This window comes from Cryobacterium psychrophilum (genome assembly GCF_004365915.1).
GTDB lineage: Bacteria > Actinomycetota > Actinomycetes > Actinomycetales > Microbacteriaceae > Cryobacterium > Cryobacterium psychrophilum.
Window position 1 is genome coordinate 2,188,870 of the sequence record NZ_SODI01000001.1, and the last position, 22,118, is coordinate 2,210,987.

At 64.6% G+C, this 22,118-nt stretch carries 26 protein-coding genes; 14 read left to right on the plus strand and 12 right to left on the minus strand.

From position 1 onward, the window contains the following. Positions 1 to 360 precede the first annotated feature (360 nt). The gene (locus EDD25_RS10270; RefSeq protein WP_134173191.1) at positions 361 to 1,044 is read right to left on the minus strand and encodes a winged helix-turn-helix domain-containing protein; all 684 of its coding nucleotides are present in this window, start codon (positions 1,042 to 1,044) and stop codon (positions 361 to 363) included. A gap of 540 nt (positions 1,045 to 1,584) precedes the next feature. Further along, positions 1,585 to 2,217 (minus strand): uracil phosphoribosyltransferase, encoded by a 633-nt coding sequence (gene upp / locus EDD25_RS10275; protein ID WP_134173192.1) that lies wholly within the window; start codon positions 2,215 to 2,217, stop codon positions 1,585 to 1,587. Between the two features lie 51 nt (positions 2,218 to 2,268). Between upp and EDD25_RS10280 the strand changes: the two genes are divergently transcribed. Continuing rightward, positions 2,269 to 2,772, plus strand: coding sequence for a nucleoside deaminase (locus EDD25_RS10280; RefSeq protein ID WP_277871688.1), 504 nt, complete (start codon positions 2,269 to 2,271; stop codon positions 2,770 to 2,772). On the opposite strand, the gene EDD25_RS10285 is transcribed toward EDD25_RS10280, so the two are convergent. Then, complete coding sequence (locus tag EDD25_RS10285; RefSeq protein ID WP_134173193.1) at positions 2,756 to 3,718, minus strand: cation diffusion facilitator family transporter; 963 nt, start codon at positions 3,716 to 3,718, stop codon at positions 2,756 to 2,758. The two genes, EDD25_RS10280 and EDD25_RS10285, sit on opposite strands and share 17 nt — an antisense overlap. A gap of 83 nt (positions 3,719 to 3,801) precedes the next feature. On the opposite strand from EDD25_RS10285, the gene proC reads away from it, so the two are divergent. Then, the gene (gene proC, locus EDD25_RS10290) at positions 3,802 to 4,650 is read left to right on the plus strand and encodes a pyrroline-5-carboxylate reductase (protein WP_134173194.1); all 849 of its coding nucleotides are present in this window, start codon (positions 3,802 to 3,804) and stop codon (positions 4,648 to 4,650) included. Between the two features lie 153 nt (positions 4,651 to 4,803). Here proC and EDD25_RS10295 read toward each other — a convergent pair whose 3' ends face one another. The 3 genes from EDD25_RS10295 to EDD25_RS10305 all read right to left on the minus strand — a co-directional run bounded on the left by EDD25_RS10295 (position 4,804) and on the right by EDD25_RS10305 (position 8,741). After that, positions 4,804 to 6,534 carry a MinD/ParA family ATP-binding protein gene (locus EDD25_RS10295; protein WP_134173195.1) on the minus strand — a complete coding sequence of 577 codons (1,731 nt, stop codon included), beginning with the start codon at positions 6,532 to 6,534 and terminating at the stop codon, positions 4,804 to 4,806. Between the two features lie 100 nt (positions 6,535 to 6,634). Then, entirely contained in the window at positions 6,635 to 7,306 is a 672-nt protein-coding gene (locus EDD25_RS10300; RefSeq protein ID WP_134173196.1) for a potassium channel family protein, read from the minus strand. Next, complete coding sequence (locus EDD25_RS10305; protein ID WP_134173197.1) at positions 7,299 to 8,741, minus strand: TrkH family potassium uptake protein; 1,443 nt, start codon at positions 8,739 to 8,741, stop codon at positions 7,299 to 7,301. Before EDD25_RS10305 ends, EDD25_RS10300 begins: the two co-directional genes overlap by 8 nt. 74 nt (positions 8,742 to 8,815) lie before the next feature. Between EDD25_RS10305 and EDD25_RS10310 the strand changes: the two genes are divergently transcribed. From EDD25_RS10310 to EDD25_RS10330, 5 genes are all read left to right on the plus strand, one after another. Next, positions 8,816 to 9,262, plus strand: a complete 447-nt coding sequence (locus EDD25_RS10310; RefSeq protein WP_134173198.1) for an ArsR/SmtB family transcription factor — start codon at positions 8,816 to 8,818, stop codon at positions 9,260 to 9,262. A gap of 98 nt (positions 9,263 to 9,360) precedes the next feature. Beyond that, the gene (locus EDD25_RS10315; RefSeq protein WP_134173199.1) at positions 9,361 to 9,534 is read left to right on the plus strand and encodes an excisionase family DNA-binding protein; all 174 of its coding nucleotides are present in this window, start codon (positions 9,361 to 9,363) and stop codon (positions 9,532 to 9,534) included. An 81-nt stretch (positions 9,535 to 9,615) separates the two neighbouring features. Then, positions 9,616 to 9,714, plus strand: a complete 99-nt coding sequence (locus tag EDD25_RS10320; RefSeq protein WP_003792170.1) for a 30S ribosomal protein bS22 — start codon at positions 9,616 to 9,618, stop codon at positions 9,712 to 9,714. Between the two features lie 100 nt (positions 9,715 to 9,814). Continuing rightward, a complete protein-coding gene (locus EDD25_RS10325; RefSeq protein WP_134173200.1) occupies positions 9,815 to 10,084 on the plus strand; it encodes a glutaredoxin family protein in 270 nt (89 codons plus the stop codon). Beyond that, positions 10,081 to 10,380, plus strand: a complete 300-nt coding sequence (locus EDD25_RS10330) for a Dabb family protein (protein ID WP_134173201.1) — start codon at positions 10,081 to 10,083, stop codon at positions 10,378 to 10,380. Before EDD25_RS10325 ends, EDD25_RS10330 begins: the two co-directional genes overlap by 4 nt. 85 nt (positions 10,381 to 10,465) lie before the next feature. On the opposite strand, the gene aspS is transcribed toward EDD25_RS10330, so the two are convergent. Further along, the gene (aspS, locus tag EDD25_RS10335) at positions 10,466 to 11,779 is read right to left on the minus strand and encodes an aspartate--tRNA(Asn) ligase (protein WP_134175358.1); all 1,314 of its coding nucleotides are present in this window, start codon (positions 11,777 to 11,779) and stop codon (positions 10,466 to 10,468) included. 78 nt (positions 11,780 to 11,857) lie between these two features. Between aspS and EDD25_RS10340 the strand changes: the two genes are divergently transcribed. Genes EDD25_RS10340 through ccsB form a run of 5 tightly spaced genes read left to right on the plus strand, consistent with a single transcriptional unit; the run spans position 11,858 to position 16,572 of the window. After that, positions 11,858 to 12,502 (plus strand): histidine phosphatase family protein, encoded by a 645-nt coding sequence (locus tag EDD25_RS10340; RefSeq protein WP_134173202.1) that lies wholly within the window; start codon positions 11,858 to 11,860, stop codon positions 12,500 to 12,502. Next, positions 12,502 to 13,119: a TlpA family protein disulfide reductase gene (locus tag EDD25_RS10345; RefSeq protein ID WP_134173203.1), complete on the plus strand. Its 618-nt coding sequence runs from the start codon at positions 12,502 to 12,504 to the stop codon at positions 13,117 to 13,119. Before EDD25_RS10340 ends, EDD25_RS10345 begins: the two co-directional genes overlap by 1 nt. Before the next feature lie 2 nt (positions 13,120 to 13,121). Beyond that, entirely contained in the window at positions 13,122 to 13,883 is a 762-nt protein-coding gene (locus EDD25_RS10350) for a cytochrome c biogenesis CcdA family protein (RefSeq protein WP_134173204.1), read from the plus strand. Then, positions 13,867 to 15,564 (plus strand): cytochrome c biogenesis protein ResB, encoded by a 1,698-nt coding sequence (resB, locus tag EDD25_RS10355; RefSeq protein ID WP_134173205.1) that lies wholly within the window; start codon positions 13,867 to 13,869, stop codon positions 15,562 to 15,564. The genes EDD25_RS10350 and resB overlap by 17 nt, the downstream gene beginning before the upstream one ends. Before the next feature lie 51 nt (positions 15,565 to 15,615). Continuing rightward, positions 15,616 to 16,572, plus strand: coding sequence for a c-type cytochrome biogenesis protein CcsB (gene ccsB, locus EDD25_RS10360; RefSeq protein WP_175182998.1), 957 nt, complete (start codon positions 15,616 to 15,618; stop codon positions 16,570 to 16,572). 108 nt (positions 16,573 to 16,680) lie between these two features. Here the strand turns inward: ccsB and EDD25_RS10365 are convergent, their stop codons facing one another. From EDD25_RS10365 to EDD25_RS10385, 5 genes are read right to left on the minus strand one after another with little or no spacing between them, the layout of a single operon-like run. After that, positions 16,681 to 17,661 carry an o-succinylbenzoate synthase gene (locus EDD25_RS10365; protein WP_134173207.1) on the minus strand — a complete coding sequence of 327 codons (981 nt, stop codon included), beginning with the start codon at positions 17,659 to 17,661 and terminating at the stop codon, positions 16,681 to 16,683. A gap of 34 nt (positions 17,662 to 17,695) precedes the next feature. Beyond that, positions 17,696 to 17,956, minus strand: coding sequence for a hypothetical protein (locus tag EDD25_RS10370; protein ID WP_175182996.1), 261 nt, complete (start codon positions 17,954 to 17,956; stop codon positions 17,696 to 17,698). Next, positions 17,953 to 18,321 (minus strand): DUF7882 family protein, encoded by a 369-nt coding sequence (locus tag EDD25_RS10375; protein ID WP_241986384.1) that lies wholly within the window; start codon positions 18,319 to 18,321, stop codon positions 17,953 to 17,955. The genes EDD25_RS10370 and EDD25_RS10375 overlap by 4 nt, the downstream gene beginning before the upstream one ends. A 50-nt stretch (positions 18,322 to 18,371) precedes the next feature. Next, entirely contained in the window at positions 18,372 to 19,409 is a 1,038-nt protein-coding gene (locus EDD25_RS10380; protein WP_134173208.1) for a sigma-70 family RNA polymerase sigma factor, read from the minus strand. Further along, entirely contained in the window at positions 19,406 to 19,663 is a 258-nt protein-coding gene (locus tag EDD25_RS10385) for a hypothetical protein (protein ID WP_134173209.1), read from the minus strand. Before EDD25_RS10385 ends, EDD25_RS10380 begins: the two co-directional genes overlap by 4 nt. A gap of 296 nt (positions 19,664 to 19,959) precedes the next feature. On the opposite strand from EDD25_RS10385, the gene EDD25_RS10390 reads away from it, so the two are divergent. Both EDD25_RS10390 and EDD25_RS10395 read left to right on the plus strand, forming a co-directional pair. Further along, positions 19,960 to 20,871 carry a 1,4-dihydroxy-2-naphthoyl-CoA synthase gene (locus EDD25_RS10390; protein WP_134173210.1) on the plus strand — a complete coding sequence of 304 codons (912 nt, stop codon included), beginning with the start codon at positions 19,960 to 19,962 and terminating at the stop codon, positions 20,869 to 20,871. 16 nt (positions 20,872 to 20,887) lie between these two features. Beyond that, entirely contained in the window at positions 20,888 to 22,057 is a 1,170-nt protein-coding gene (locus tag EDD25_RS10395; protein ID WP_241986385.1) for an AMP-binding protein, read from the plus strand. Positions 22,058 to 22,118: the final 61 nt, after the last annotated feature.

Below are 22,118 nucleotides of genomic sequence, written 5' to 3' on the forward strand. Positions count from 1 at the left end.
ATGGCCACCTGAGCGCGAAAGAGTGACTCCCACGCCGCAACGGCCGCGTCCCGATCAACCACCCTGGCTCCTCGCCATTGCTGGTCGTTCCTCAATGACAGAGGGCACGATCCCTATCCAAGGATAGAGACTGATCGCTGATCCCTGCGCATCTGAGCGGCTCGGAGTGAACTCGCAGGAGAAAAAGGGGCGTGCAGGTGGCGTCCGTTATTCATTCGTTATATATTCATAGTGCGTCAACCGTTTGCTGTGGCGGACGACGTGAATGTGATTGCAGGACACTCTTGGTGCAAGGGACGAGGGCCGACCGTAGCCTCTACGGCCGGCCCTCAATCACGTCCCCGCCAGGTGCGGGTGCTGCTAGAAGCGGTCGGGGCTGGGAGCGGATGCCTGTCGGATCGAAACGTCTGCGTGGCGGTCGAAGCGGTAACCGACGCCACGTACCGTGCGAACAATGTCTTCGTAGCGGCCGAGCTTGGCGCGCAGGCGGCGTACGTGTACGTCAATGGTGCGTTCGTTGGGGGTGTCCTCGTCGTCGGTGGCATCCCACAGCGAGGAGATGATCTCGGCGCGATCGATCGTACGTCCCTCGCGCAGCACGAGGTACTGCAGCAGTTCGAATTCCTTGTAGGTGAGGCTGGCCGTCTCGTTGTCGAGGATGACGCGCTTGCGGGAGATGTCCACGACGACTCCGCTGTGTGCGCGATCGGGCTCGGCGGCCTCGGTGCGGTGGCCGGCCAGAGCGGACGGGTCCTGCAGCGCCAGGCGAACCACGTCAACATCGCGGCCGCCGGAATTCTCGGGGGCAAGGGCAACGGCCGCGTAGGTTTCCGCTGACGGTGCGATGTCGTTCGTGAGGGCCTTGAGCGCCTCGACGATACGGTGCAGGCTTGTGCCGGCGGCGGCCGCCTTGGCCTCGTCGATCCCGACGTAGAGAACGAAGCCCCGGGCCTCGGTGCCGCTGGGTACGGCGCGAATGTGCGGTGCCGGCTGGTCAGCGATTTTCAGTGCGGGACGGCTGGCGTGGATGTGGGCGAGGGACATGAGAGAACTCCTTGCGTGGAAGCTGGGTGAACCGGCGCACAGCGCCCTGGGTTCGGATGTGAGGCACAAGTGCCGGGTGTCGACGGCTTCCTCGAGAGGGAAGCGACGGGAGTTCGGCTATTCAGTCACCGACGACAGGTGTCGTGGTGAAGCGATGAATAGGCTGGGAACTCAACCAGGGGGCCGCGCGTTAGCGGCACATTCGACAACAGGTGACGGCGGGGGAACCGGCCATCATCATGCCGGCATTCCCAGGGGCCTCGAGGGAGGTCAGGGGGCGTGCGGTGGTTGTCATAACTGTGAGTTAAGCGGAATGTGACGGCGTGTGTCAATTCGGTTACGGCGAGTTACTGCTCGTGACACGCAACACGTTCACTCGCTGGAACCCGAGTAGGCGAATCCTTTACAAAAGAATACTTGGCAGAGGATTCTGTGACGAAGATCAAAATGATCAAAGTTCATTGAATCCTGTGCCCGTCGGCGCGCCGCAAGCCGCAGATGCTGCGGAGGAGCGCCGATGGGCGCGGTGGGTGACCTGGACTAAACGAGACCGTACAGGCGGTCGCCCGCGTCGCCGAGGCCGGGCACAATGTAGCCGTTCTCATCGAGGCGTTCGTCGACCGCGCCAAGAATAATGGTGACCTCGCGCCCCTCCAGAGCCTTTTCCACGGCAGCGAGGCCCTCGGGCGCGGCCAGGATACAGATGGCGGTGACGTCGGTGGCGCCGCGTGCGAACAGGAAGTTGATCGCCGCAATCAGCGAGCCGCCCGTGGCGAGCATGGGGTCGAGCACGAAGCACTGCCGATCGGAGAGGTCATCGGGCAAGCGCTCGGCGTAGGTCGTCGGCTCAAGGGTCTCTTCGTTGCGCGCCATCCCGAGAAAACCCACCTCGGCGGTGGGCAGCATCTTCACCATGCCCTCAAGCATTCCAAGACCGGCGCGCAGGATCGGTACGACGAGGGGCTTCGGGTCGCTGATGCGCACGCCCTGGGCCGCCGACACGGGGGTCTGCACCGTGACCGCTTCAACCCGCACGCCCCGGGTTCCCTCGTAGGCAAGGAGTGTCATGAGCTCTTCGACAAGAGAACGAAAGAGGGGGGAGGGAGTGACCTTGTCACGCAGCACCGTGAGCTTGTGGGTGATGAGCGGGTGGTCGGCTACATGGACTCGCATAGGCTCAATTCTACTGCTTCCCTATTGTGGGCATGCCTCGCGAGGACAAGGATGGTGAGAACGGTGAACGCACACGCAGAGCTCATGCGACTCGCCCTGGATGAGGCGCGCGCCGCCTTGGCGACCGGTGATGTCCCGGTAGGAGCCGTGGTGATGGATGCGGCCGGAGTCGTCATCGGCCGGGGCCGCAACGAACGCGAATTGCATCAGGACCCGACCCTGCACGCCGAGATCGTGGCCATCCGCGCGGCCGCGCAGGTCACGGGGGACTGGCACCTCACCGGCTGCACCCTCGTCGTGACCCTTGAGCCGTGCGTCATGTGTGCGGGGGCGATCCTCGCCGCCCGTCTGCCCACTGTGGTGTTCGGGGCGTGGGACGAGAAGGCCGGAGCCTCCGGCTCGGTCTACGACGTGCTCCGCGACCGGCGACTCAACCACCGCGTTGAGGTGTTCACCGGGGTGTCAGAGCAGGAATGCGGTGATCTGCTGCGGGCCTTCTTCGAAGACCCGGCCCGCAGGGGCGACCGAGCCGGTGGAGCTACTCCAGGCCCTTGATCACAAAGGTATCCGTGGGTGGGTTCGCCTCCGTGGGATCGATCCAGACATCGGGCTCGAGATAGATCATCCGAGCCACGGGAACGGCCGCACGAATGCGCTGCTCGATCGCGTTGATGTCGGCAGCCACGACGAGGAAACGTTTGTCCGACTCCACCGCGATCTTGGCTCCGACGAGCATCTCGTCGGGGCCGAGGTAGAGCGTCTTGAGGTGAACAATGCGGGTGGTCTCCGGTCCGGCGAGAATGGCGGCTTCTATCGCGTCCCGGTTTTTGGCGCTCGCGCCCTCTCCAACGAGCAGGCTCTTGGTCTCGATCCCCAGGACGATGGCAACGATAACGAGGAGCGCGCCGATGCCGATGGTGCCGATGGCATCCCAGATGGGATCGCCCGTGATGACGGTGATCCCCACTCCGAGGAACGCGAGCACCAGGCCGGTGAGGGCAGCAACGTCTTCGAGCAGCACCACGGGCAGCTCGGGTGCCTTCGCGTGACGCACGAACTGCACCCAGCTCTGATTGCCGCGCACATGGTTCGATTCCCGCACGGCGGTGCGCAGGGAAAAGCCTTCGAGGACCATCGCCACGAGCAGAACGACAATGGGTATCCACGCCCTCTCAAGCGGATGCGGGTCCTGCAGCTTGTTCACCCCTTCGTACAGGGAGAAGACGCCACCGATGGAGAACAATATGATCGACACCACAAAGGCGTACACGTAGCGTTCGCGTCCATAGCCGAACGGATGCTCCAGGTCGGCCCTCTGCTTCGCCTGGCGGCCGCCGAGCAGCAGCAAGAGCTGGTTGCCGGAATCCGCGAGGGAGTGCACGCCCTCCGCGAGCATCGACGAGGATCCGGAGAAGCCCCAGGCGACGAATTTGGTCACAGCGATTCCAAGATTGGCGCCCAAAGCCGCCACGATTGCCTTGTTGCTGCCCGATGCACTCATGGGTTCATCCTAGAACGATCGTCGCGTCGCCCCTCCAATCGGGCACCCGGCGGCTTTGGAGGCCGCGAAAGTAGACTGATCGGATGACTTCTACCGAAACCGTAACCCTGCCCACAATCGCGTTCCTCGGCGCCGGCTCCATGGCCCGGGCCGTCTTGGCTGGACTGCTCAAGCCCGGGGTGGAGGTTGAGGGCGGTATTCGCACGACCAACCGCACGGTGGAGAAGGCGGCCGAACTCGACGGCACGGCCGGCGTCACGGCCTTCGCAACCGCGAACGATCCCGAGGCCAACCTCAAGGCCATTGCCGGAGCCCAGATCGTGGTGGTGGCCGTGAAGCCCTACATGGTGCCCGACCTGCTCGCCGAGATCGCGGACCACCTCGAGCCCGGCGCCCTCGTGATCAGCGTCTGTGCCGGCGTCACGATCGCCACGTTCGAATCGCTGCTGCCGGCTTCCGCTCACGTGATCCGGTCGATGCCGAACACCCCCGCCGTTGTCGGCATGGCTGTCACCGGATTGAGCGCCGGAACGCGCTCCAGTGCCGAAGACCTCGCACTCGCCCAGGCCCTGTTCGCCACCGTTGGTGACGTGCTCGTCGTACCCGAGGAACAGCTCGATGCCCTCGGCACCGTCTCGGGCTCTGGTCCGGCCTACGTGTTCTACCTGATCGAGCAGCTCACCGCCACGGCCGTGGCGAAGGGCTTCACCCCCGAGCAGGCCGCCGTCATGGTCAACGGCACATTCCTCGGTGCCAGCGCGCTGCTCGCCGTCTCGGACAAGTCGGCCACCGAACTGCGCCGCCAGGTCACGAGCCCGGGCGGCACGACAGAGCGTGCCGTGGCCGAACTCGAAAAGGGCGGTCTGCGCGAGCTCTTCGACACGGCGACGGATGCCGCGCTCGCGCGCTCCAGGGAGCTCGCCGCGTCCTGACCCGCGTCCCGACGGAACCGCTCACCGGTATTCCGTCGGAGCGGGTTGCCACGTCAGGAGATCCCGCGGTGGGCATCCGATCGGCCGCGTGTTGACGCGGATGACGGACGCACCCGACCATCGGCTCCTGAAACCGCAACCCGGCGCGTGTGGCTAGAGGCCCTCGGCGATCGCTGCCGTGGCCTGCAGCCAGGCGGCTCGGGTGCGCGGTGCGAGGGTGTCCACGTTGAGTGGTCCTCCGCCCACGAGCGACGGGTCATGCGGCACCTCGAGCACGGTGCGGGTGAGCTGGCCGAAGTGATCGTGCAGGCGGGCAGAAAGCTGCTGGTCGACCGTTTTGGATGGTGAGGCGAGGATGGTGACCGCCTGGGCCACCTTGTCGGCATGCCCCTTGCGCCGCAGGCCGTCGAGCAGCGACGCGGCGCCGTAGCCGGTGTCCTCGCGAATGGTCGACACCACCACGAGCTGGTCTGCCGTGTCAACGGCCGCTTCCCAGTTGCTCGCGCGCATATTGTTCCCCGTGTCAATCACGAGCACCCGGTAGAAGCGGCTGAGCATGGCGTGCAGTTTGCGGAACGCGACGGCGTCGATACTCGCGGCACCGGCCGGGTCCAGGTCAGAGGCCAGCGCGTCGAACTGCGCGTCGCCCTGGTTGCGTACGTAGTTGTCGAGGTCGCCCACGCGTGCCTCGGAGAAACGATCAAGGTCCCGCAGCAGGTCGACGGCCGTGTTGGTGTGACGGGCTGCCTGCGCTCGCACCCCGAGGGTGCCCATTGTCTCGTTGTTATCCCACGCGAGCGTATAGCCGCCGCGGTAGATGCCGAACGTTGCGGCGATGAGCAGAGTGGCTGTGGTCTTGTGCGCGCCGCCCTTGGGATTGAGCACCGCAATGGTTCGCGGCCCGCTCAGGCTGCGCTGCACGGCGGAGATGGCGTTGCGCTGGGCACGTTCGCTCGCGCTCGCGCTGACGGAAATGAGACCACCGGTGAGTCGACGGATGGCTCCCTGCCAGCCCTGAAGAGCCGGCCCTGCCTGCGCTTCCGGCCGGGAACTCATAAAGTCGGCGAGGTTGGGGGGACCGATCCGGGCAGACGATTGGGCGCCGATCGGGCGCTCGGCGCGCGTCCCGGGCCCCGAATCGTCAGACCGTGTTTCAGTGTCCCCGTCGGGAAGTCCGGACGTGTTCATCAGCGAGGAGATGAAGGAGGCATCCGAAGAGTCCTCGGCGGCGTCGGAATCTGTCGTTCGTCCACTGTTTGGCAGGAATGACGAGTAGCGCGGGGCGAAGCCCGGCGAATCGTCAGGAGCAGGGTCGAACTGCGTCAGGTTCGAGGCGTTGAAGCCCACGGATCGACTACTCGGGCGGGCCTCGGTATCGGTGCTGGCGTGTGTGCCAGAGTCCACGAACGGATGCGTGGACGAAGCCGGGCGAAGTAACTGGGCAAACGACAGGTCCGTGACCGGCTCGAGTGCGGCGGCGACATTGCCAGGCCGGGCAGCCTCGTCGACACCGCTCACCTCGACGACGGCGTCGGCGGCCTGCCCGTGGCCGGTCTCGCCGGTGCCAGGGGATTCTGAATTTGTGATCGCGACGGTGTGCGTTCCGAGAGGGCCGGTCATGGCAATGACGTCCCCGGCGGATTTCACCCGGCCGTCGGGGAAGATCATGAGTGGCCACAGGCCCTGTTCGTCTTCGACCTCGAGGCGCACGGGAGAATCGAGGTCGCGGGCGACGCCGGTGGCGACTGCCACAATCTCTTCACGGACGCCGGCATCGTCGACGGCCACCACGACCTGGCTCACGCCGTTGATGATCACCTGACCGGTGGCGTCCGCTCGAACCAGCGCGTTGATTCGCGGGAATTCGGCATTGTTTTGAGTCATCTTGGCCACCTTTTGAGCAAACGGGTTGTTTCCCCGTAAGGAAAGGCTAGCCGCCCGCCGGACTTTCGACTCATCGAGGGCGTCAGAGGCATCAGGGGTGTCAGGAACCGAGTGCGGCGAAGCGTTCAATGTCGCCTTCGGTACCGGCCACGATGATGAGGTCGTGATCGGACACTACCGTGTCGGCGGTCGCATAGGTGAATGGTTTGCCGGGACTCTTCACTCCCACCACGGTGACCTTGTGCTTGGCCCGTACGCCGGATTCGATCAGGTTGAGACCGCGAATCGGCTTCGGTGGGTACATCTTGACGAGGGCGAAGTCGTCGTCGAACTCGATGAAGTCGAGCATTCGACCCGACAAGAGATGCGCGGCGCGCTCGCCGGCTTCCGCCTCCGGATAGATCACATGATGGGCGCCGATGCGCTCAAGAATCTTGCCATGGGATTTGGAGATGGCCTTGGCCCAGATCTGTGGAATCTTGAGGTCGACGAGGTTGGCGACGATGAGCACGCTCGCCTCAACAGATGACCCCACCGCGCACACAGCGATGGAGAAGTCCTCCGCGCCGATCTGCTTCAGGGCCTCCAGCGAGCGGGAGTCCGCCTGAACCGCGTGTGTGACGCGTTCCGACCACTTCTGCACGAGGGCTTCGCTGATGTCGACGACGAGCACCTCCCGGCCAAGGCGATCGAGCTGGCCGGCCGTGGCCGCGCCGAAGCGACCGAGTCCGATGACGAGCACGGGGGCGTCATGTTTGAGGCGGTCAACCAACGATGGGCCTTTCTTCGGGGCGCTTGAACAGCTGCCTGCTTTGGCTTGCAGCCAGTGCGGCGGCGAGAGTTACTGTACCAACCCGACCCATGAACATGGTCGCGGAGAGAACATACACCCCCGAAGGCGGGAGGTCCCCCGTGAGCCCGGTGGACAGACCGCAGGTAGCAAAAGCACTGATCACGTCAAAGAGAACATGCTCAAGGGGGGCCTGGGAGATGTGCAGGATCAGGATGGTCGACACGGCAACGGTCGTGGCCCCCCAGAGAACAACACTGACCGACAGGCGCAGGATGTCGCTCGGGATGCGGCGTCCGAAGGCCTCCATCTGTGCCTTTCCACGGGCCTCGGCGAAGGCCGCGAGAAAGAGGATCGCGAGGGTGGTCACCTTGATGCCGCCGGCGGTCGAGGCAGAGCCACCTCCGATGAACATGAGCATGTCCGTCACGAGCAGGCTCGAGCCATGCAGGTCACTGATCTCGATCGTGGCGAAACCGCCCGAGCGCGACATCACCGACAGGAACAGGGATTGAAAGATGGTGTGACCGGCGTCCAGCGACCCGAAGGTCTTCGGGTTGTCGAACTCGAGGATGATGTAGATGACCATGCCGGCGAACATGAGCGCAATCGTCGTCACGAGGGTCAGCTTGACGTGCAGCGACCAGACGCGCCGTTTGCGCCACCCACGGGCGAAGGCGTAGATCACGGGGAAGCCGAGACTGCCGAGAAAAACGCCCACCATGAGGGCGCCGAGAAACCAGAAGTCCTCGGCGAAACGCCCGATGCCGAGCTCATTGGGGTTGAAGCCCGTGTTCGTGAAGGCCATCGCCGCGTAATAGATGCTGTGCCACAGGGCCTGGCCGGCATCGATGCCGGCGCTGAGCATTCGCGGGAACAGCAACGCTGCCACTGCGACCTCGATCACGAAGGCGCTCACGGCCACCGTGAGCAGCAGGCTGCCCACCTCGCCCAACCGAATTGCCTGTCCCTCGTTCACCGGGCCGGCATGGATGCGCGACGGGTTGCTGTCACTGGCTGCCATGAGTTTGGTGCGCAGGCCTATTCGGCGTGAGATCACGAGTCCCATGATCGACGCGAGCGTGAGCACGCCGATGCCGCCCACGTTCACCCCGATGAACACAAGGATGTTGCCGAAGGCCGACCAGTGGGTGGCCATGTCCACGGTCGCGAGGCCCGTGACGCAGATCACCGACACCGCGGTGAACAGAGCGTCGTGCAACGGCGTGATGGTGCGATCCGCGGAGGCGATCGGCAACGAGAACAAGACCGTGAACAGCAGGATGAGGGCGGTGAACACCAGGATGGCGAACCGGCTGGGGGAGGAGCGCACGAGCTGGTCTACGGCGTCGCGAATACCGCCGAACCAGCTGCCCTTGTGATGACTAAATCGCGCGGACGAGGCCTTAGATAACACCTGGAACCCCCAAGACCTCCGACCCGCGCCAAGTTGACATGGTACTCCCTCTGCGGAGTGACTAACCTGAAGGAATGGCAGACATTTTCGACGTTGTGGCGGATTCGACCCGACGGGACATCCTTCGGATCCTTCTCGACCGGCACAATCAAGGCGGCGAGGCCCGCGGTGAGCTCAGCGTCTCCGACATTGTGGGCAACCTTGGTCTGAGCCAGCCCACCGTCTCAAAGCATCTCAAGGTGCTGCGCGAGAGTGGGCTCGTGAGCGTGCGCGAAGAGGGGCAGCACCGCTACTACCACCTGGACTATTCGCCGCTTGAGGCAATCGAAGACTGGTTGATTCCCTTCCTGAGCGTGGACTTCGACACCGATGAAGAGGCTCAGGCTGCCGAAGAAGCAGGCCTCCGGGACGAGCAGCGCGCGTTCGCGTCTGCCATCGGCAAGGCCTTCGCCGACACCTCGTACCAGATGAGCCACGCCGTCAAAGATGCAACGGCAAAAAAATGGCGCAAGAACATCTAGGCGACGCGGTTTGCTGCCTCTAACGTCGCCCACATCGCATCCACGTTGTGTGCGTGGTCCCGAGCGTGAGGGGCACCGTGGAACAGAATCTGGCAAATATGCGGTTTCTGACCGTGGCAGAGATGGCTGACATGATGCGCGTTTCGAAGATGACGGTGTACCGCATGGTGCACTCCGGTGAGCCTCCGGCCATCCGCTTTGGGCGGTCATTTCGGGTGCCGGCGTCGGCCGCTGAAGTGGCCATTCAGAGGCCCATTGTCGATTCTGCGTAGAACATGGAGAATTTCTCCGTTAGAATGGTGTTTTCGTGTCTGTCGCGAGTCCCGCGGCGAATCAACTCTTTGTGAGGTCCTGTGGGTTCTGTAATCAAGAAGCGACGCAAGCGCATGGCAAAGAAGAAGCACCGCAAGCTGCTTCGTAAGACCCGCCACCAGCGTCGCAATAAGAAGTAGTAAGTAAGAACTGAAAAGCAACAAAACAAGCGTGAGCGCTGGGCCCCTGTGGTCTGGCGCTTTTTGCTTGCCCTTTTTCGATGTCAAGTAGGGTGGGATTATGGCGAACATTCACCTCACCCTCATCGGCAAACCCGGTTGTCACCTATGCGACGACGCACGCGAACTGGTCACGACCGTCATGCAGAAAGTTGTCGACGAGCGCCCGGCCCCTGAGATCACCCTCGAGGAGCGGTCGATCCTCGACGACGCCGAACTGCACTCCCTCTACGTCGAAGACATCCCCGTGCTCCTCATCAACGGCAAGGTGCACAACTACTGGCGTATCGATCCGATGCGCCTGCGCACGGCCCTTCTGGAGGTCTCATGACCATTCGTCACATTGTCTGCTGGCAGCTCGCCCCCACCGATCCGGTCCTGAAGGCAGAAGCGGCGGCCCGCGTCTCAACGGGCCTGGGCGCGCTCGTGGGCGTCGTTCCCGAGATTCGTGAGCTCACGGTCGGTGCGGACGTCGTGGGGGGCGCCAATTGGGACCTCGCGCTCATCGCGGACTTCGATGACTTCGATTCGCTCGCGCGTTACCAGGCGCATCCGGAGCACGTGAAGATCGGCGAGTACATTCGCACGGTCGTTTCGGCGCGCATCGCTGTGGACCTCGAGCTCTAAGCGCCGGTCACCGCCGGCACACGCAGAAAGCGGCTGCCGCCCCTGAGCATCGGGGGCGACATCCGCTTTTCACGTTGCTGCGCGGTTACGGCTCCAGGCGGGTCGGGCCGCGGAACAGGTACGTGACCTCGCGGATGCTGGCCTGGTGCAACATGAGCATCAGTACCCGGGCCAGACCCATGCCGAATCCACCGTGCGAGGGAACGCCGTAGCGGAAGAAGTCGAGGTAGCCCTCGATCTCCTGCAGGTCGAGGCCCTTTTCGATGGCCTGCGCTTCGAGCACCTCGATGCGGTGCTCGCGCTGGGCTCCGGTGGAGATCTCCGTGCCGTTGAAGATGAGGTCGTAGCTCTTCGTGACGCTCTCGTCGCCCTCGTGGCGCATGTGGTAGAACGGTCGAATGCTCGAGGCATAGTCGGTGAGGAACACGAATTCGTGACCGAACTTCTCGGCCACGTAAGCGGCGATCTGGCGCTCGCCCTCCGGGTCCATGTCGTCGTCGTCGCGGGGAACCTCGTAGCCCCGGCTCTTCACGATTTCCTTCGCCTCGGCGAGGGGGATGCGCGGGAACGGCTGGCTCGGAACGGTGACCTCGACGTCGAACAGCGCCTTGACCTCGTCGCCGTGCTTGGCCTTGACCGCGCTGAAACCGGCTACCATGAGGTCCTCGTGCAGCTGCATGACGTCGTCGTGGCTGTCGATCCAGCTGATCTCCGAGTCGACGCTCGTGAACTCGGTGGAGTGACGGCTCGTGAAGGACGGATCGGCGCGGAACGCGGGGCCCACCTCGAAGATCTTGCCGAAACCGGCGGACTGCGCCATCTGCTTGAAGAACTGGGGGCTCTGCGCGAGGTACGCCTTGGTGTCGAAGTAGCCCACCTCAAACAGCTCGGCACGCGACTCGCTTGCGCTCGCCATCAGCTTGGGGGTGTGCAGCTCAATGAAGTCGTGCTCGATCCAGTACGTACGCAGCGCGTGCTCGAACGTGGTCTGGATGCGGAAGATGAGATTCTGCTTCGGGTTGCGCAGGTCGAGGAAGCGCCAGTCCATGCGCTTGTCCAGGCTCGAGTCCGCCGCGATGGGGGTCTCCGGGATGGCCGCGGTGACCACGGTGAGGGTCGCCAGCTTGATCTCGATGCCGCCGAGCTTGACTCGCTCGTCGTGCTTGAGCTGCCCGGTCACCGTGACGAAGGTGCCCTGGGCCAGACCCGAGATGCTCGTGGCCGGCTCGTCGGCGACAACGACGCCATCGGCATCCGTGGTGCGAGGATTGACGAGTTGAACGGCGCCGGATTCGTCGCGTAGCACGACGAATTGCACCTTCTTCTGGTCTCGAACGGTATCGACCCAGCCCGACACCGAAACAGTGCCGTCGTCGAGAGCGGACAGGTTCTTGATCAATACGCGCGAAGTCACTGTTTGAGCTTAGCCGCCCTCCTCACGGCAAATTCGCGGGTGCCCCAAGAATAGACTGTGGGGGTGGTAGCCAATCAAGTTCATCTCGTGCGTCATGGTGAGGTCTTCAACCCCCAGGGCGTGCTCTATGGCAGGCTGCCGAACTACCGACTTTCCGAGTTGGGCGCCGAGATGGCACAGGCCGCCGCCGCCGAATTCGTGGAGCGCGGACGCCCGGTAAGGCGCGTGCTCGCCTCGCCGCTGGTGCGCGCCCAGGAATCCGCAGCACCGATCGGTGCCGCGTTCTCGCTGCCGATCGAGACCGAAGACCGGATCATCGAGCCCACCAACCGGTTCGAGGGCAAACGTATGCGCGGCGAGGGTGGCGCGCTGCGCGACCCTCGCAACTGGCCGTTCCTGACCAACCCGCTGCGCCCCAGCTGGGGCGAGCCGTTTCGCTCGGTCTCCGACCGCATGCTTGACGCCATCCACGATGCGTGGAACTCCGTCGGCGACGGCGATGTGGTGCTCGTCAGCCACCAGCTCCCCATCTGGATGGTGCACCGTTCCCTCGCCCATGAGCGCCTCGCGCACGACCCGCGCAAGCGGCGTTGTGCGCTCTCCAGCGTCACGACGCTGTCCTGGTGCGGGGACCGCTTCGAGGAGACCGGCTACTCTTCTCCGGCGGCGCATCTGCAGGCTTCGGCAACGGATATCGGTGCCGTCTGATGCGCGCCGGCTCCCGTTCTCCCCGCCCCGCCCGTTTGCTGGCCGTCAGCGGTCTCGTCGCTGCGGCCCTGGTGCTCAGCGGTTGCGCGTCCGACTCCCTCGCCGACCAGTATCGCGAGGGCAGCAATAAGGGCTTCATCGCCGGTGACGGCAGCGTCACGGAGATCAACGCATCCGCTCGCGGCGAGGCGATCGACTTCGCCGGCGTGGGCGAGAACGGCGAAACCCTCTCGAGCAGCGACTTCACCGGCGAGGTGCTCGTGGTGAACTTCTGGTACGCGAGCTGCGCACCGTGCCGGGCAGAGGCCGCCGACCTGCAGAAGCTCAACGCACAGTTCACCGACAAGGGTGCCGCCTTTCTCGGCGTGAACGTGCGGGACCAGGCGGCCAACGCCACGGCGTTCAATGACACGTATGGGATCACCTATCCCTCGGTGCTCGACGTCGACGACGGCAGCATGCAACTCGCCTTCAGCGGCAGCATCCCGCCGAACGCCGTGCCGACCACGCTGGTGCTCGACCAGCAGGGTCGGGTCGCCGCGCGTATCCTCGGGCAGGTCACGTCCCCCTCCATCCTGGAGACCCTCATTCGCGACACGGTTGCCGAGGGCTCCTAAACGTGGGGAATCCCTTCGGCGAGATTGTCTTCAGCGGCCAGCTCCTCTTCGCAATTCCCATCGCGATCCTCGCCGGGTTAGTGTCATTCGCCTCACCCTGCATCCTGCCGCTGGTGCCGGGCTACCTCGCCTACATCGGCGGTTTCGCTGACGGCAGCACGAGCGCGCCCAAGAGGGACCTCCGCGGACGCAGCCGCCTGCTCATCGGGGTGGGGCTTTTCGTTCTCGGGTTCACCGTCATCTTCGTGCTCACCGGCGTCGTGTTCGGAGCGGCCGGGTTCTGGCTGAACCAGTACCGCGACCTGATCACCCGCATCGCCGGAGCCGTCGTGATCCTGCTCGGCCTTGTCTTCGTCGGCCAGTTCGGAGCCATGCAACGAACGGTGAAATCCACGTGGCGGCCGAAGATGGGTCTCGCCGGCGCCCCCATGCTCGGTGCGGTGTTCGCCATCGGCTGGACGCCGTGCACCGGCCCGACGCTCACGGCGATTAATTCGCTGAGCCTCGGCACCGGGTCGCCGTGGCAGGGCGGGCTCCTCGCGTTCTTTTACGCGCTCGGTCTCGGCATCCCGTTCCTGATCATCGCGCTCGGCTTCAATTGGGCCACCGGGAGCGTCGCTTTTCTCAAACGCCACATCCGTGCGATCAACCTGTTCGGTGGCGTTCTGCTCATCGTGATCGGCGTGCTCATGGTGAGCGGCATCTGGAGCGCGTGGCTCCTCGACCTGCAAGGAGTGATTGGCGACTTTGTCCCGGCCATCTGACCACTACGATTCCGCGCCGGCGCCCAGCGCGTCGGGAATTGTGCAGCCCAAGCTCGGCCTCACCGGCTGGCTTCGCTGGTTCTGGCGCCAGCTCACGAGCATGCGCACCGCCCTCTTTCTGCTGCTCATGCTCGCCATCGCCGCTGTGCCGGGCTCGCTCGTGCCCCAGCGGAGCTCAGACCCGAACGGCGTCACCCAATACTTCACCGACAACCCAGACCTGGCTCCCGTGCTCGACAGGATCCAGGCCTTCGACGTGTACTCGTCCGCGTGGTTCTCCTCGATCTACATTCTGCTGTTCGTGTCGCTCATCGGCTGCGTCATCCCACGCACGAAGCACCACTACCTCGCGCTCAAGGCGAAGCCGCCGGCGACTCCGGCCCGCCTCGCGCGGCTGGCCGGGTTCACCGTGCGTACCGCTCCTGCCGGAACGGATGCTGCAGCAGCAATCGGCTCCGCCCGCGCGCTCCTGAAATCCAGCGGCTACCGCACGGCGCTCTTTGACCGGGCCGGATCCGGCCGGTCCGACAACACGGGGGAGTTCTCCGTCGCTGCGGAACGCGGCTACCTGCGCGAAACGGGCAACCTCGTCTTCCACTCCGCGCTCGTGGGGATTCTCATCACCGTCGGCTTCGGCGGTGGCTTCGGCTTCACCGGCCAGCGCGTGCTCGTGGAGGGTCAGACCTTCGTCAACACCCTGCTCGCCTACGACTCCTTCAACCCGGGCCGCTTCTTCAACGACGCCAACCTGGAGCCCTACAAACTCACCCTCGACGAGTTCGCCGTGACGTACGAGGAGGCCAACCGCAAGGCCTACGGTCAGCCGGTGGACTACACGGCCAGCGTGAGCGTGACCCCCCCCGGCGAGAAGCCCACGCAGAGCGAGGTCAAGGTTAACGGACCGCTGCGCACCGGTGGCACCGATATCTTCCTGCTCGGCAATGGCTATGCGCCAACGATCACCGTGACGGACCCGAGCGGTAAGGCGGTCTTCACCGACTCGGTGCCCTTCCTACCGCAGGACGCCAACCTCACCTCGCTCGGTGTCGTGAAGGTGCCGGACGGCCTTGCCGAACAGGTCGGCATGATCGGATTCTTCTATCCGACCCAGGCCACCACGGAATCGGGCGCCTTCTTCTCCTCGTTCCCCGACCTTGCGTACCCGGTGTTGACGCTGCGGGTCTTCACAGGTGACCTCGGCCTGGACGCCGGCGTGCCGACATCCGTCTACTCGCTCGACACCGACAATATGACCGCTCGCACTGGTGGGGACACGGGCTCCAAGTCCCTTGAGCTCATGCCGGGCCAGACCGTTGACCTGCCCAACGGCCTCGGCGCGGTCACGTTCGACAGCTCGAGTCCCGACGCGGCCGAGGGAGACTTCTCGACCTCCGTACCGCGTTTCGCGTCGTTCGATGTTCACCACGACCCGACCCAGGGGTGGGTGCTGCTGTTCGCCATCCTCGTTCTGCTCGGGCTGCTGACCAGCCTGTTCGTTCCCCGGCGACGGGTCTGGGTGAAGGCGATCGAGCACGAGGACGGCACCCTGCGCCTCGAATACGCGGGGCTTGCCCGTGGCGACGACCCGGCACTTGAAGCTGCCGTCACCGCGCTCGCCGACAAGCACGCGGCGCAATTTCCCCCCATCCCGGTTGTCGACCCGACACCCAAATCGATCTAGGCTTACATCGTGAATCTCAATGAGTTTTCCATCATCGCCCTGTACTCGGCGATGGCCATCTACGCGATCGCGTTCATCGCCTTTGCGATTGACCTCGGCAGGCGCAGCGCCGCCGTCGACGCGCAGACGGCGCTGACGCAGGCGGATGCCGCGCGCGGCTCGTCGGCCGCCGCATCCGGTTCGACTGGAACCACGACACTCACCCGGCTGAGCGCCCGCATGGACAACGATGCGGCGACCCCATACGGTCGCTCGGCGAGCCTGCGCATCGGCGTGTCACTGACCGTGCTGGCCTGGGCGCTGCACGTCGCGGCAGCCCTGACGCGCGGCATCGCCGCCGAGCGGGTGCCGTGGGCCAACATGTACGAGTTCGCCATGACGGGCACGCTGCTCATCATGACGGTGTTCCTTATCGTGCTCACGCGGATCGATCTGCGCTTCCTGGGCACGTTCGTCACGGGCCTCGTGCTCGTGCTGCTCGGCATCGCCGCACTCCAGTACTACGTGGAGGTCGCCCCGCTGCCGCCGGCGTTGCAGTCCGCGTGGCTGGTCATTCACGTTTTCGTGGCGTCACTCGGAACCGGCTTCTTCGCCATCGGCTTCGGGCTGTCCACCGTGCAGCTGCTGCAGTTCCAGCGGGAGAGCCTGGTCGCCGAGGCGAAGACCGTGCGACTGCGCTTCCTTTCCACCCTGCCGTCCGCGGCCACTCTCGAGAACCTCGCCTACCGCGTGCACATCATCGGCTTCATCCTGTGGACGTTCACCCTCATGGCCGGGTCGGTTTGGGCCGAACAGGCCTGGGGCCGCTACTGGGGCTGGGACACCAAGGAGGTGTGGACGTTCATCATCTGGGTGATCTACGCCGGGTACATTCACGCCAGGGCGACACGCGGCTGGCGCGGATCACGCTCCGCGTGGCTGGCCATCATCGGTTTCTCTGCCGTATTGTTCAACTTCGGCATCGTGAACGTGTTCTTCAAGGGACTGCATTCCTACAGCGGCCTCTAAACGTCCTTCGTCGCGAGACTCCTCCGGTCCGTAAAACCGGAGTATCCGAGACACGCCGCGCCGCGGCGCCGGCCCGCACGGCGTGTCTCGAGAATCCCCGGTTTTGCGTCAGTCCTTGAGTAGGGCGTAGGTGCGTGTGAGCCGGGCCAGCCACCAGTCGCGCCGTTCCGGCGTGGCCGCGTACTTCTCCAGCAGGGCCGGGTCGGGAGTGATCCGGCGTACGTCGATCGCTCCGTCATGAGGAACGAGCGGGTTGCTTGTTACATCGCCGAGCAACAGCGAGGCGGTCCCGAGGCCGCAATCGAAGTAGAGCCCGGGTACGGCGGCCGCGAGGTGCGCCCCCATCGAGATGCCAATGGACGTGTCCAGGGCGCTTGACACCACCACCGGAAGGCCGGTTTGGCCGATGATCGACAATGCTGCTCGGATGCCGCCGAGCGGCTGCGCCTTGATCACCAGGATGTCCGCCGCTCCGGCCCGGGCAACCGCCAACGGGTCCCCCGTCTTGCGCACACTCTCATCGGCGGCGATGGGCACGCCAAGATAGGCGGTGCGCTCGCGGATATCCGCAAGCTCGGCCACGCTCGCGCAGGGCTGCTCCACGTATTCCAGATCGAACACATTCAGGGCATGAATGGCCTTCTCTGCCTCATCCACCGTCCACAGACCGTTTGCATCGATGCGGATGCGCCCCTCTGGACCCAGTAGGGAGCGCACCATGCGCACCCGGGCGATATCGTCTTCGAGCGTCTGGTCGGGACTGGCGACCTTGATTTTCGCGGTACGGCACCCCGGGAAACGGGCGAGAACGCCGGCAACTTCATCGGGGCCCACGGCCGGAACCGTGGCGTTGACCGGAATGCTCATACGCAGGGCGTGCGGAGCTTCCTGCCAGCCGAAATCGATCGCCGCACGCAACCAGTCGACGGACTCAGCGTCATCGTACTCAACGAAGGGAGAGAATTCGGTCCATCCCTCCGGCCCCTCAACCAGAATGGCTTCCCGGGTATCGATGCCTCGAAACCGAGCAACCACGGGCAATGCGACAACGTGTGCGGATTCGAGCAACTCGTGCAGTGAGGGCTTCATGTTTCCAGTGTGTCAGTCACCGGTGTGCATTGCGTCACAACCCATCGGGGATGGAGGATTCCGCCGTTTCCGGCTGCGTGGAGCCACCATTCGCCTGTGCGTTCACGAGGGCGATGGGGCTGCCGGGCGCGATGAGAAGGTACGCGTCTTCATAGCGGCCTTCGCCGGAATTGACCTGCAACCAGTAGGGGTCACCGTTCGCGATGGCCGTCTCGATCTCCAGCCGAACGGATTCGATCGTGCGTCCGCCGAGTGAATAGGGCCGGTTGTCGTAGACGATGTCGATGCGATTCATGAGTCCTCTTTGTCCTGAACACCTGTGGGCGAGTGGTTGTTCTCACCCTCCGGCGGTAGGAGCGTCATGGCGCGTGGTTCCGTAACGACCTGCAGGCCTCCCGAAGAGTTGGCGGCCACCATGAGCGCCTCAATCCAGTCCCGGTTCAGGCGCGGCGACCGACTCCCGAAGTACTTGTACGCGAGGGGAATGCTCGGGTGCATCCAAATAGCGCTGCGACCGTCCCCCGACTTCGGGTCGTCCCGCCAACTGAAATAGAACGATTCACCGCGTCGAAGCTTCGCGCCAATCACGACCTGGATGTGCGCCAAAACTCGGTCCTCGAAGTCCGCCGTCAGCGTCGAGTCATACGTCAGCTTTCCCATGTCACCATCCCAATGAATCAGTTGATGTGACCATACGCCGATTCGGACGACTAGTCCGTCAAATAGTGCTCCAACCGTGGCACGTGTAAGAGGGCCAAGGCGCGCTTTTCGATCTGGCGAACGCGCTCCCTCGTGACCCCCTCAATGTGCGCGATCTGGTCGAGTGTGCGAGGTGCATCACCGTCGAGTCCAAAGCGAGCCCGCAGGATGGACTGCTCACGGGGGGGAAGCGTGTCCAGGAAGAAGCGGATGTCGGCGGCACGGAGAGCAAGCGTTGCGTATTCGTCGGGCTGGGGGAGATCGTCGTCGATGATCAGCTCCGCCATGTCTCCCGTGCCATCACCGACAGGCGTGTGCAGGGAGATGGGCTCGTTGTCATACTGCAGCAGGCGCAGCACGTCACGCACGGGAATTTGGGCGGCATCGCCGATTTCCCGCGGTGTGGGCTCGCGGTCGAGCACGCTCGTGAGGTCGCGACGGATGCGTTTGATCTTGTTGAGTTTTTCGGCGGTGTGCACCGGGATTCTGATCATGCGTGATTTGTCGGCCATTCCACGGTGGATGGCCTGGCGGATCCACCAGGTTGCATAGGTGGAGAACTTGTAGCCGGTCATGAAGTCGTACTTTTCGACGGCACGCACAAGGCCCATGTTGCCGTCCTGCACAAGGTCCATGATGGGAACGCCTCTCCCCGAGTAATGCTTGGCAATGCTCACGACGAGGCGGAGATTCGCCTCGATGAATCGGTTTTTGGCCCGACGTCCGTCGGACATCAGCCAGGTGAGTTCATGGCGCTCGGCGGCGTCGAGGGTGGCATCGCCGTCGCCGCCGTTTTCGGGCACTACGCCGAGCATCCGGGCGCCGGCGAAGAGACCGACTTCGATCCTGCGGGCGAGGTCGACTTCTTCTTCGGCCGTGAGCAGTCGGCCCTTCCCGATCCTGCGCAGGTAGTCGCCGAAGGCATCCGTTGACGCGCCGGTGTACTGCGCAGCGGCCACTCGGGTGGCCGTTGCTGCCGCCCGACGTGCCGCGAGCGCTACAGGGGCCTCGGTAGGAATCGTGTGCGTTTCATCAACGATGACAGTCATGACAGCGCCTTTCGCTTCATGGGGTGAACGAGACAAGACGAGGCATGACGCGGGCACAGGCTGGCCGTCGCCCGGTCGAAGGAGGAGAAGTACCTGCGCTCTCGGAGCCTGCCGAGGTTGGTCACCTCGTAGGCGCCGCCAATGCGCTGGATGAAACCCAGGAGACCGGCCGGGTCGCTTTCAGGGAGACCCGCATCACTCACGCGCCATTCGGTTGGCGAGAGTTCGGTCAGCGCGAGTTCAGTTCGTGTCACTTCGGTGGCTGCCGGTTCGGTGGGTGTGGCCTTGCTCGGTGTGAGTCGGCTCGGTGCGTTCCGGCTCGGTGATCCTTGCGAGACGTCGCTCGTGATCCTCTTTGTAACGTGGTCACGGCGAGATCTGTAAATTTCGCCCATTTGGGTCATCACTCCCTACCAGTCGTGTGCAGGGTTCAATTACATCCACGAAAATCAGGACCTTCAAGGGGTTGACTTCTGGGTTTGAGGAGTTCTCACTTTCGTACGTGGCACTAGACGAGCCCCTTCATGCACCGGCCAAGTAGGCTGGCGGAATGACAAAACAGGTGTCCGAAATCTTTGATGCCAGCCAGTGGACCGACGTGGACGGCTTCGAATCCCTCACCGATGTGACCTACCACCACGATGTGAGTGGGCGTATCGCCCGGATCGCGTTCAACCGGCCGGAGGTGCGCAACGCGTTCCGCCCGCACACGGTCGATGAACTGTACGCGGCGCTCGAAGACGCCCGCCTCAACTCGCGCATCGGCGTCGTCCTGCTCACCGGAAACGGTCCGAGTGCCAAGGACGGCGGCTGGGCATTCTGCTCGGGCGGCGACCAGCGCATACGCGGTCGCGACGGCTACAAGTACGCAGACGGAGATACCTCGGCGGGCATCGACAAGGCCCGTGGCGGTCGCCTGCACATCCTCGAGGTGCAGCGTCTCATCCGATTCATGCCCAAGGTTGTCATCGCCGTAATCCCGGGCTGGGCGGCCGGCGGCGGGCATTCCCTGCACGTGGTCTGCGATCTCAGCATCGCGAGTGACGAACACGGTAAATTCAAGCAAACGGATGCCGATGTCGGATCCTTCGACGCCGGTTACGGCAGTGCGTACTTCGCCCGCCAGGTGGGGCAGAAGGCCGCCAGGGAAGTATTCTTCCTCGCGCGAGAATACTCCGCCCAGCGAGCACTCGAAATGGGAGCCATCAACGCGGTCGTGCCGCACGCCGAGCTTGAGGCCATGGCCCTCGACTGGGGCCGGGAGATTCTGACGAAGTCGCCCACCGCCATCCGTATGCTCAAGTTTGCCTTCAACGCCGTCGACGACGGGCTCGTGGGGCAGCAGGTCTTCGCCGGGGAAGCGACGCGCCTGGCCTATGGCACGGACGAGGCCGTTGAGGGGCGTGATGCGTTCCTCGAGAAGAGGGAGCCCGACTGGGCGCCCTACCCCTGGCAATATTGAGCGGTGCGGCGCAGACATGACCAGGCACCTCCGTGTGATTCCGGTGAGTGGGGCGGGGGCGCCGACCCCGCTCGAACTGATGGCCCTGGTCCGCGAGGCGCTCACGGCGCAAGGTGACGCTGTGATGCCGATCGAGGCAGCCACCGGGCCGGCGCTCGGTCGTGAGGTTCCCCGCCGAGTGGCCGTGGTGATTGAGACGTCGGGGTCGACGGATGCCCCCAAACGCGTGATGCTCAGCACCGATGCGCTGCTCGCGAGCGCTGCGGCCTCGGCCGACGCGCTCGGTGGCCCCGGCCAGTGGCTGCTCGCCCTGCCCACGCACTATGTTGCCGGGCTGCAGGTGCTCGTGCGCTCGATTTCGGCGCAGACGACCCCCGTGGTGCTGCCGCACGGGCACGTGGAACCGCAGGACTTCGCGGTGTACGCCGAGACAATGACGGAGCCGTTGCGCTACGTGTCTCTCGTTCCCGTGCAGCTGGCACGGCTGCTCGAGGCGGCGCCCGGCGATCCCCGGGTGCTCGCTGTGCTTCGCCGGTTCACGGCCATTCTCGTGGGCGGCCAGGCGATTCGGCCGGAGATCATGACGCGGGCCGCCGACCTGGGGCTGCGCGTCGTGCGCACGTACGGTTCTTCCGAAACGAGCGGCGGGTGCGTGTACAACGGGATTCCCATCGGAAACACCCGGGTGCGCGTCGTTGACGGCCAGCTGGAGCTGTCGGGCGCGGTGCTCGCGGAAGGCTATCTCGACGAACCGGCCCGCACCGCGGAACGGTTCATCGATGTGCACGGCGTGCGCTGGTATTCCACCGGGGACCTCGGCGAGGTCGACCGGGTGTCCGGAGAGGTCCGTGTGCTCGGGCGCGCAGACAACGTGATCATCTCGGGCGGGGTGAAGGTGTCGCTCGACGCCATTGAGGCGATCGTGCGTACCCTGCCCGGCCTGATGGACGCCGTTGTGCTGAGCGCTGAGGACCCGGAGTGGGGCCAGGTGCCCGTGGTCGTGTCTGCAGGCGCCCCGACCGCCGATCCCCTCCCGAGTATTGCCCATGCCGTCGCGGCGGCTCTGGGGCGACCGGCGCGACCGGCGCGGTTCACGATCGTTCCGACGATCCCGTTGCTCGCGTCAGGAAAGCCCGACCGCCGCGCCCTCGCCGCGTGGTTGGCCGAGCACGGCACACCCGCCTGACCGCTCCCTCCGCTGTTCGCCGGGCGATAATATGGGGACGTGGCAAATGGAGCGCGGCCCG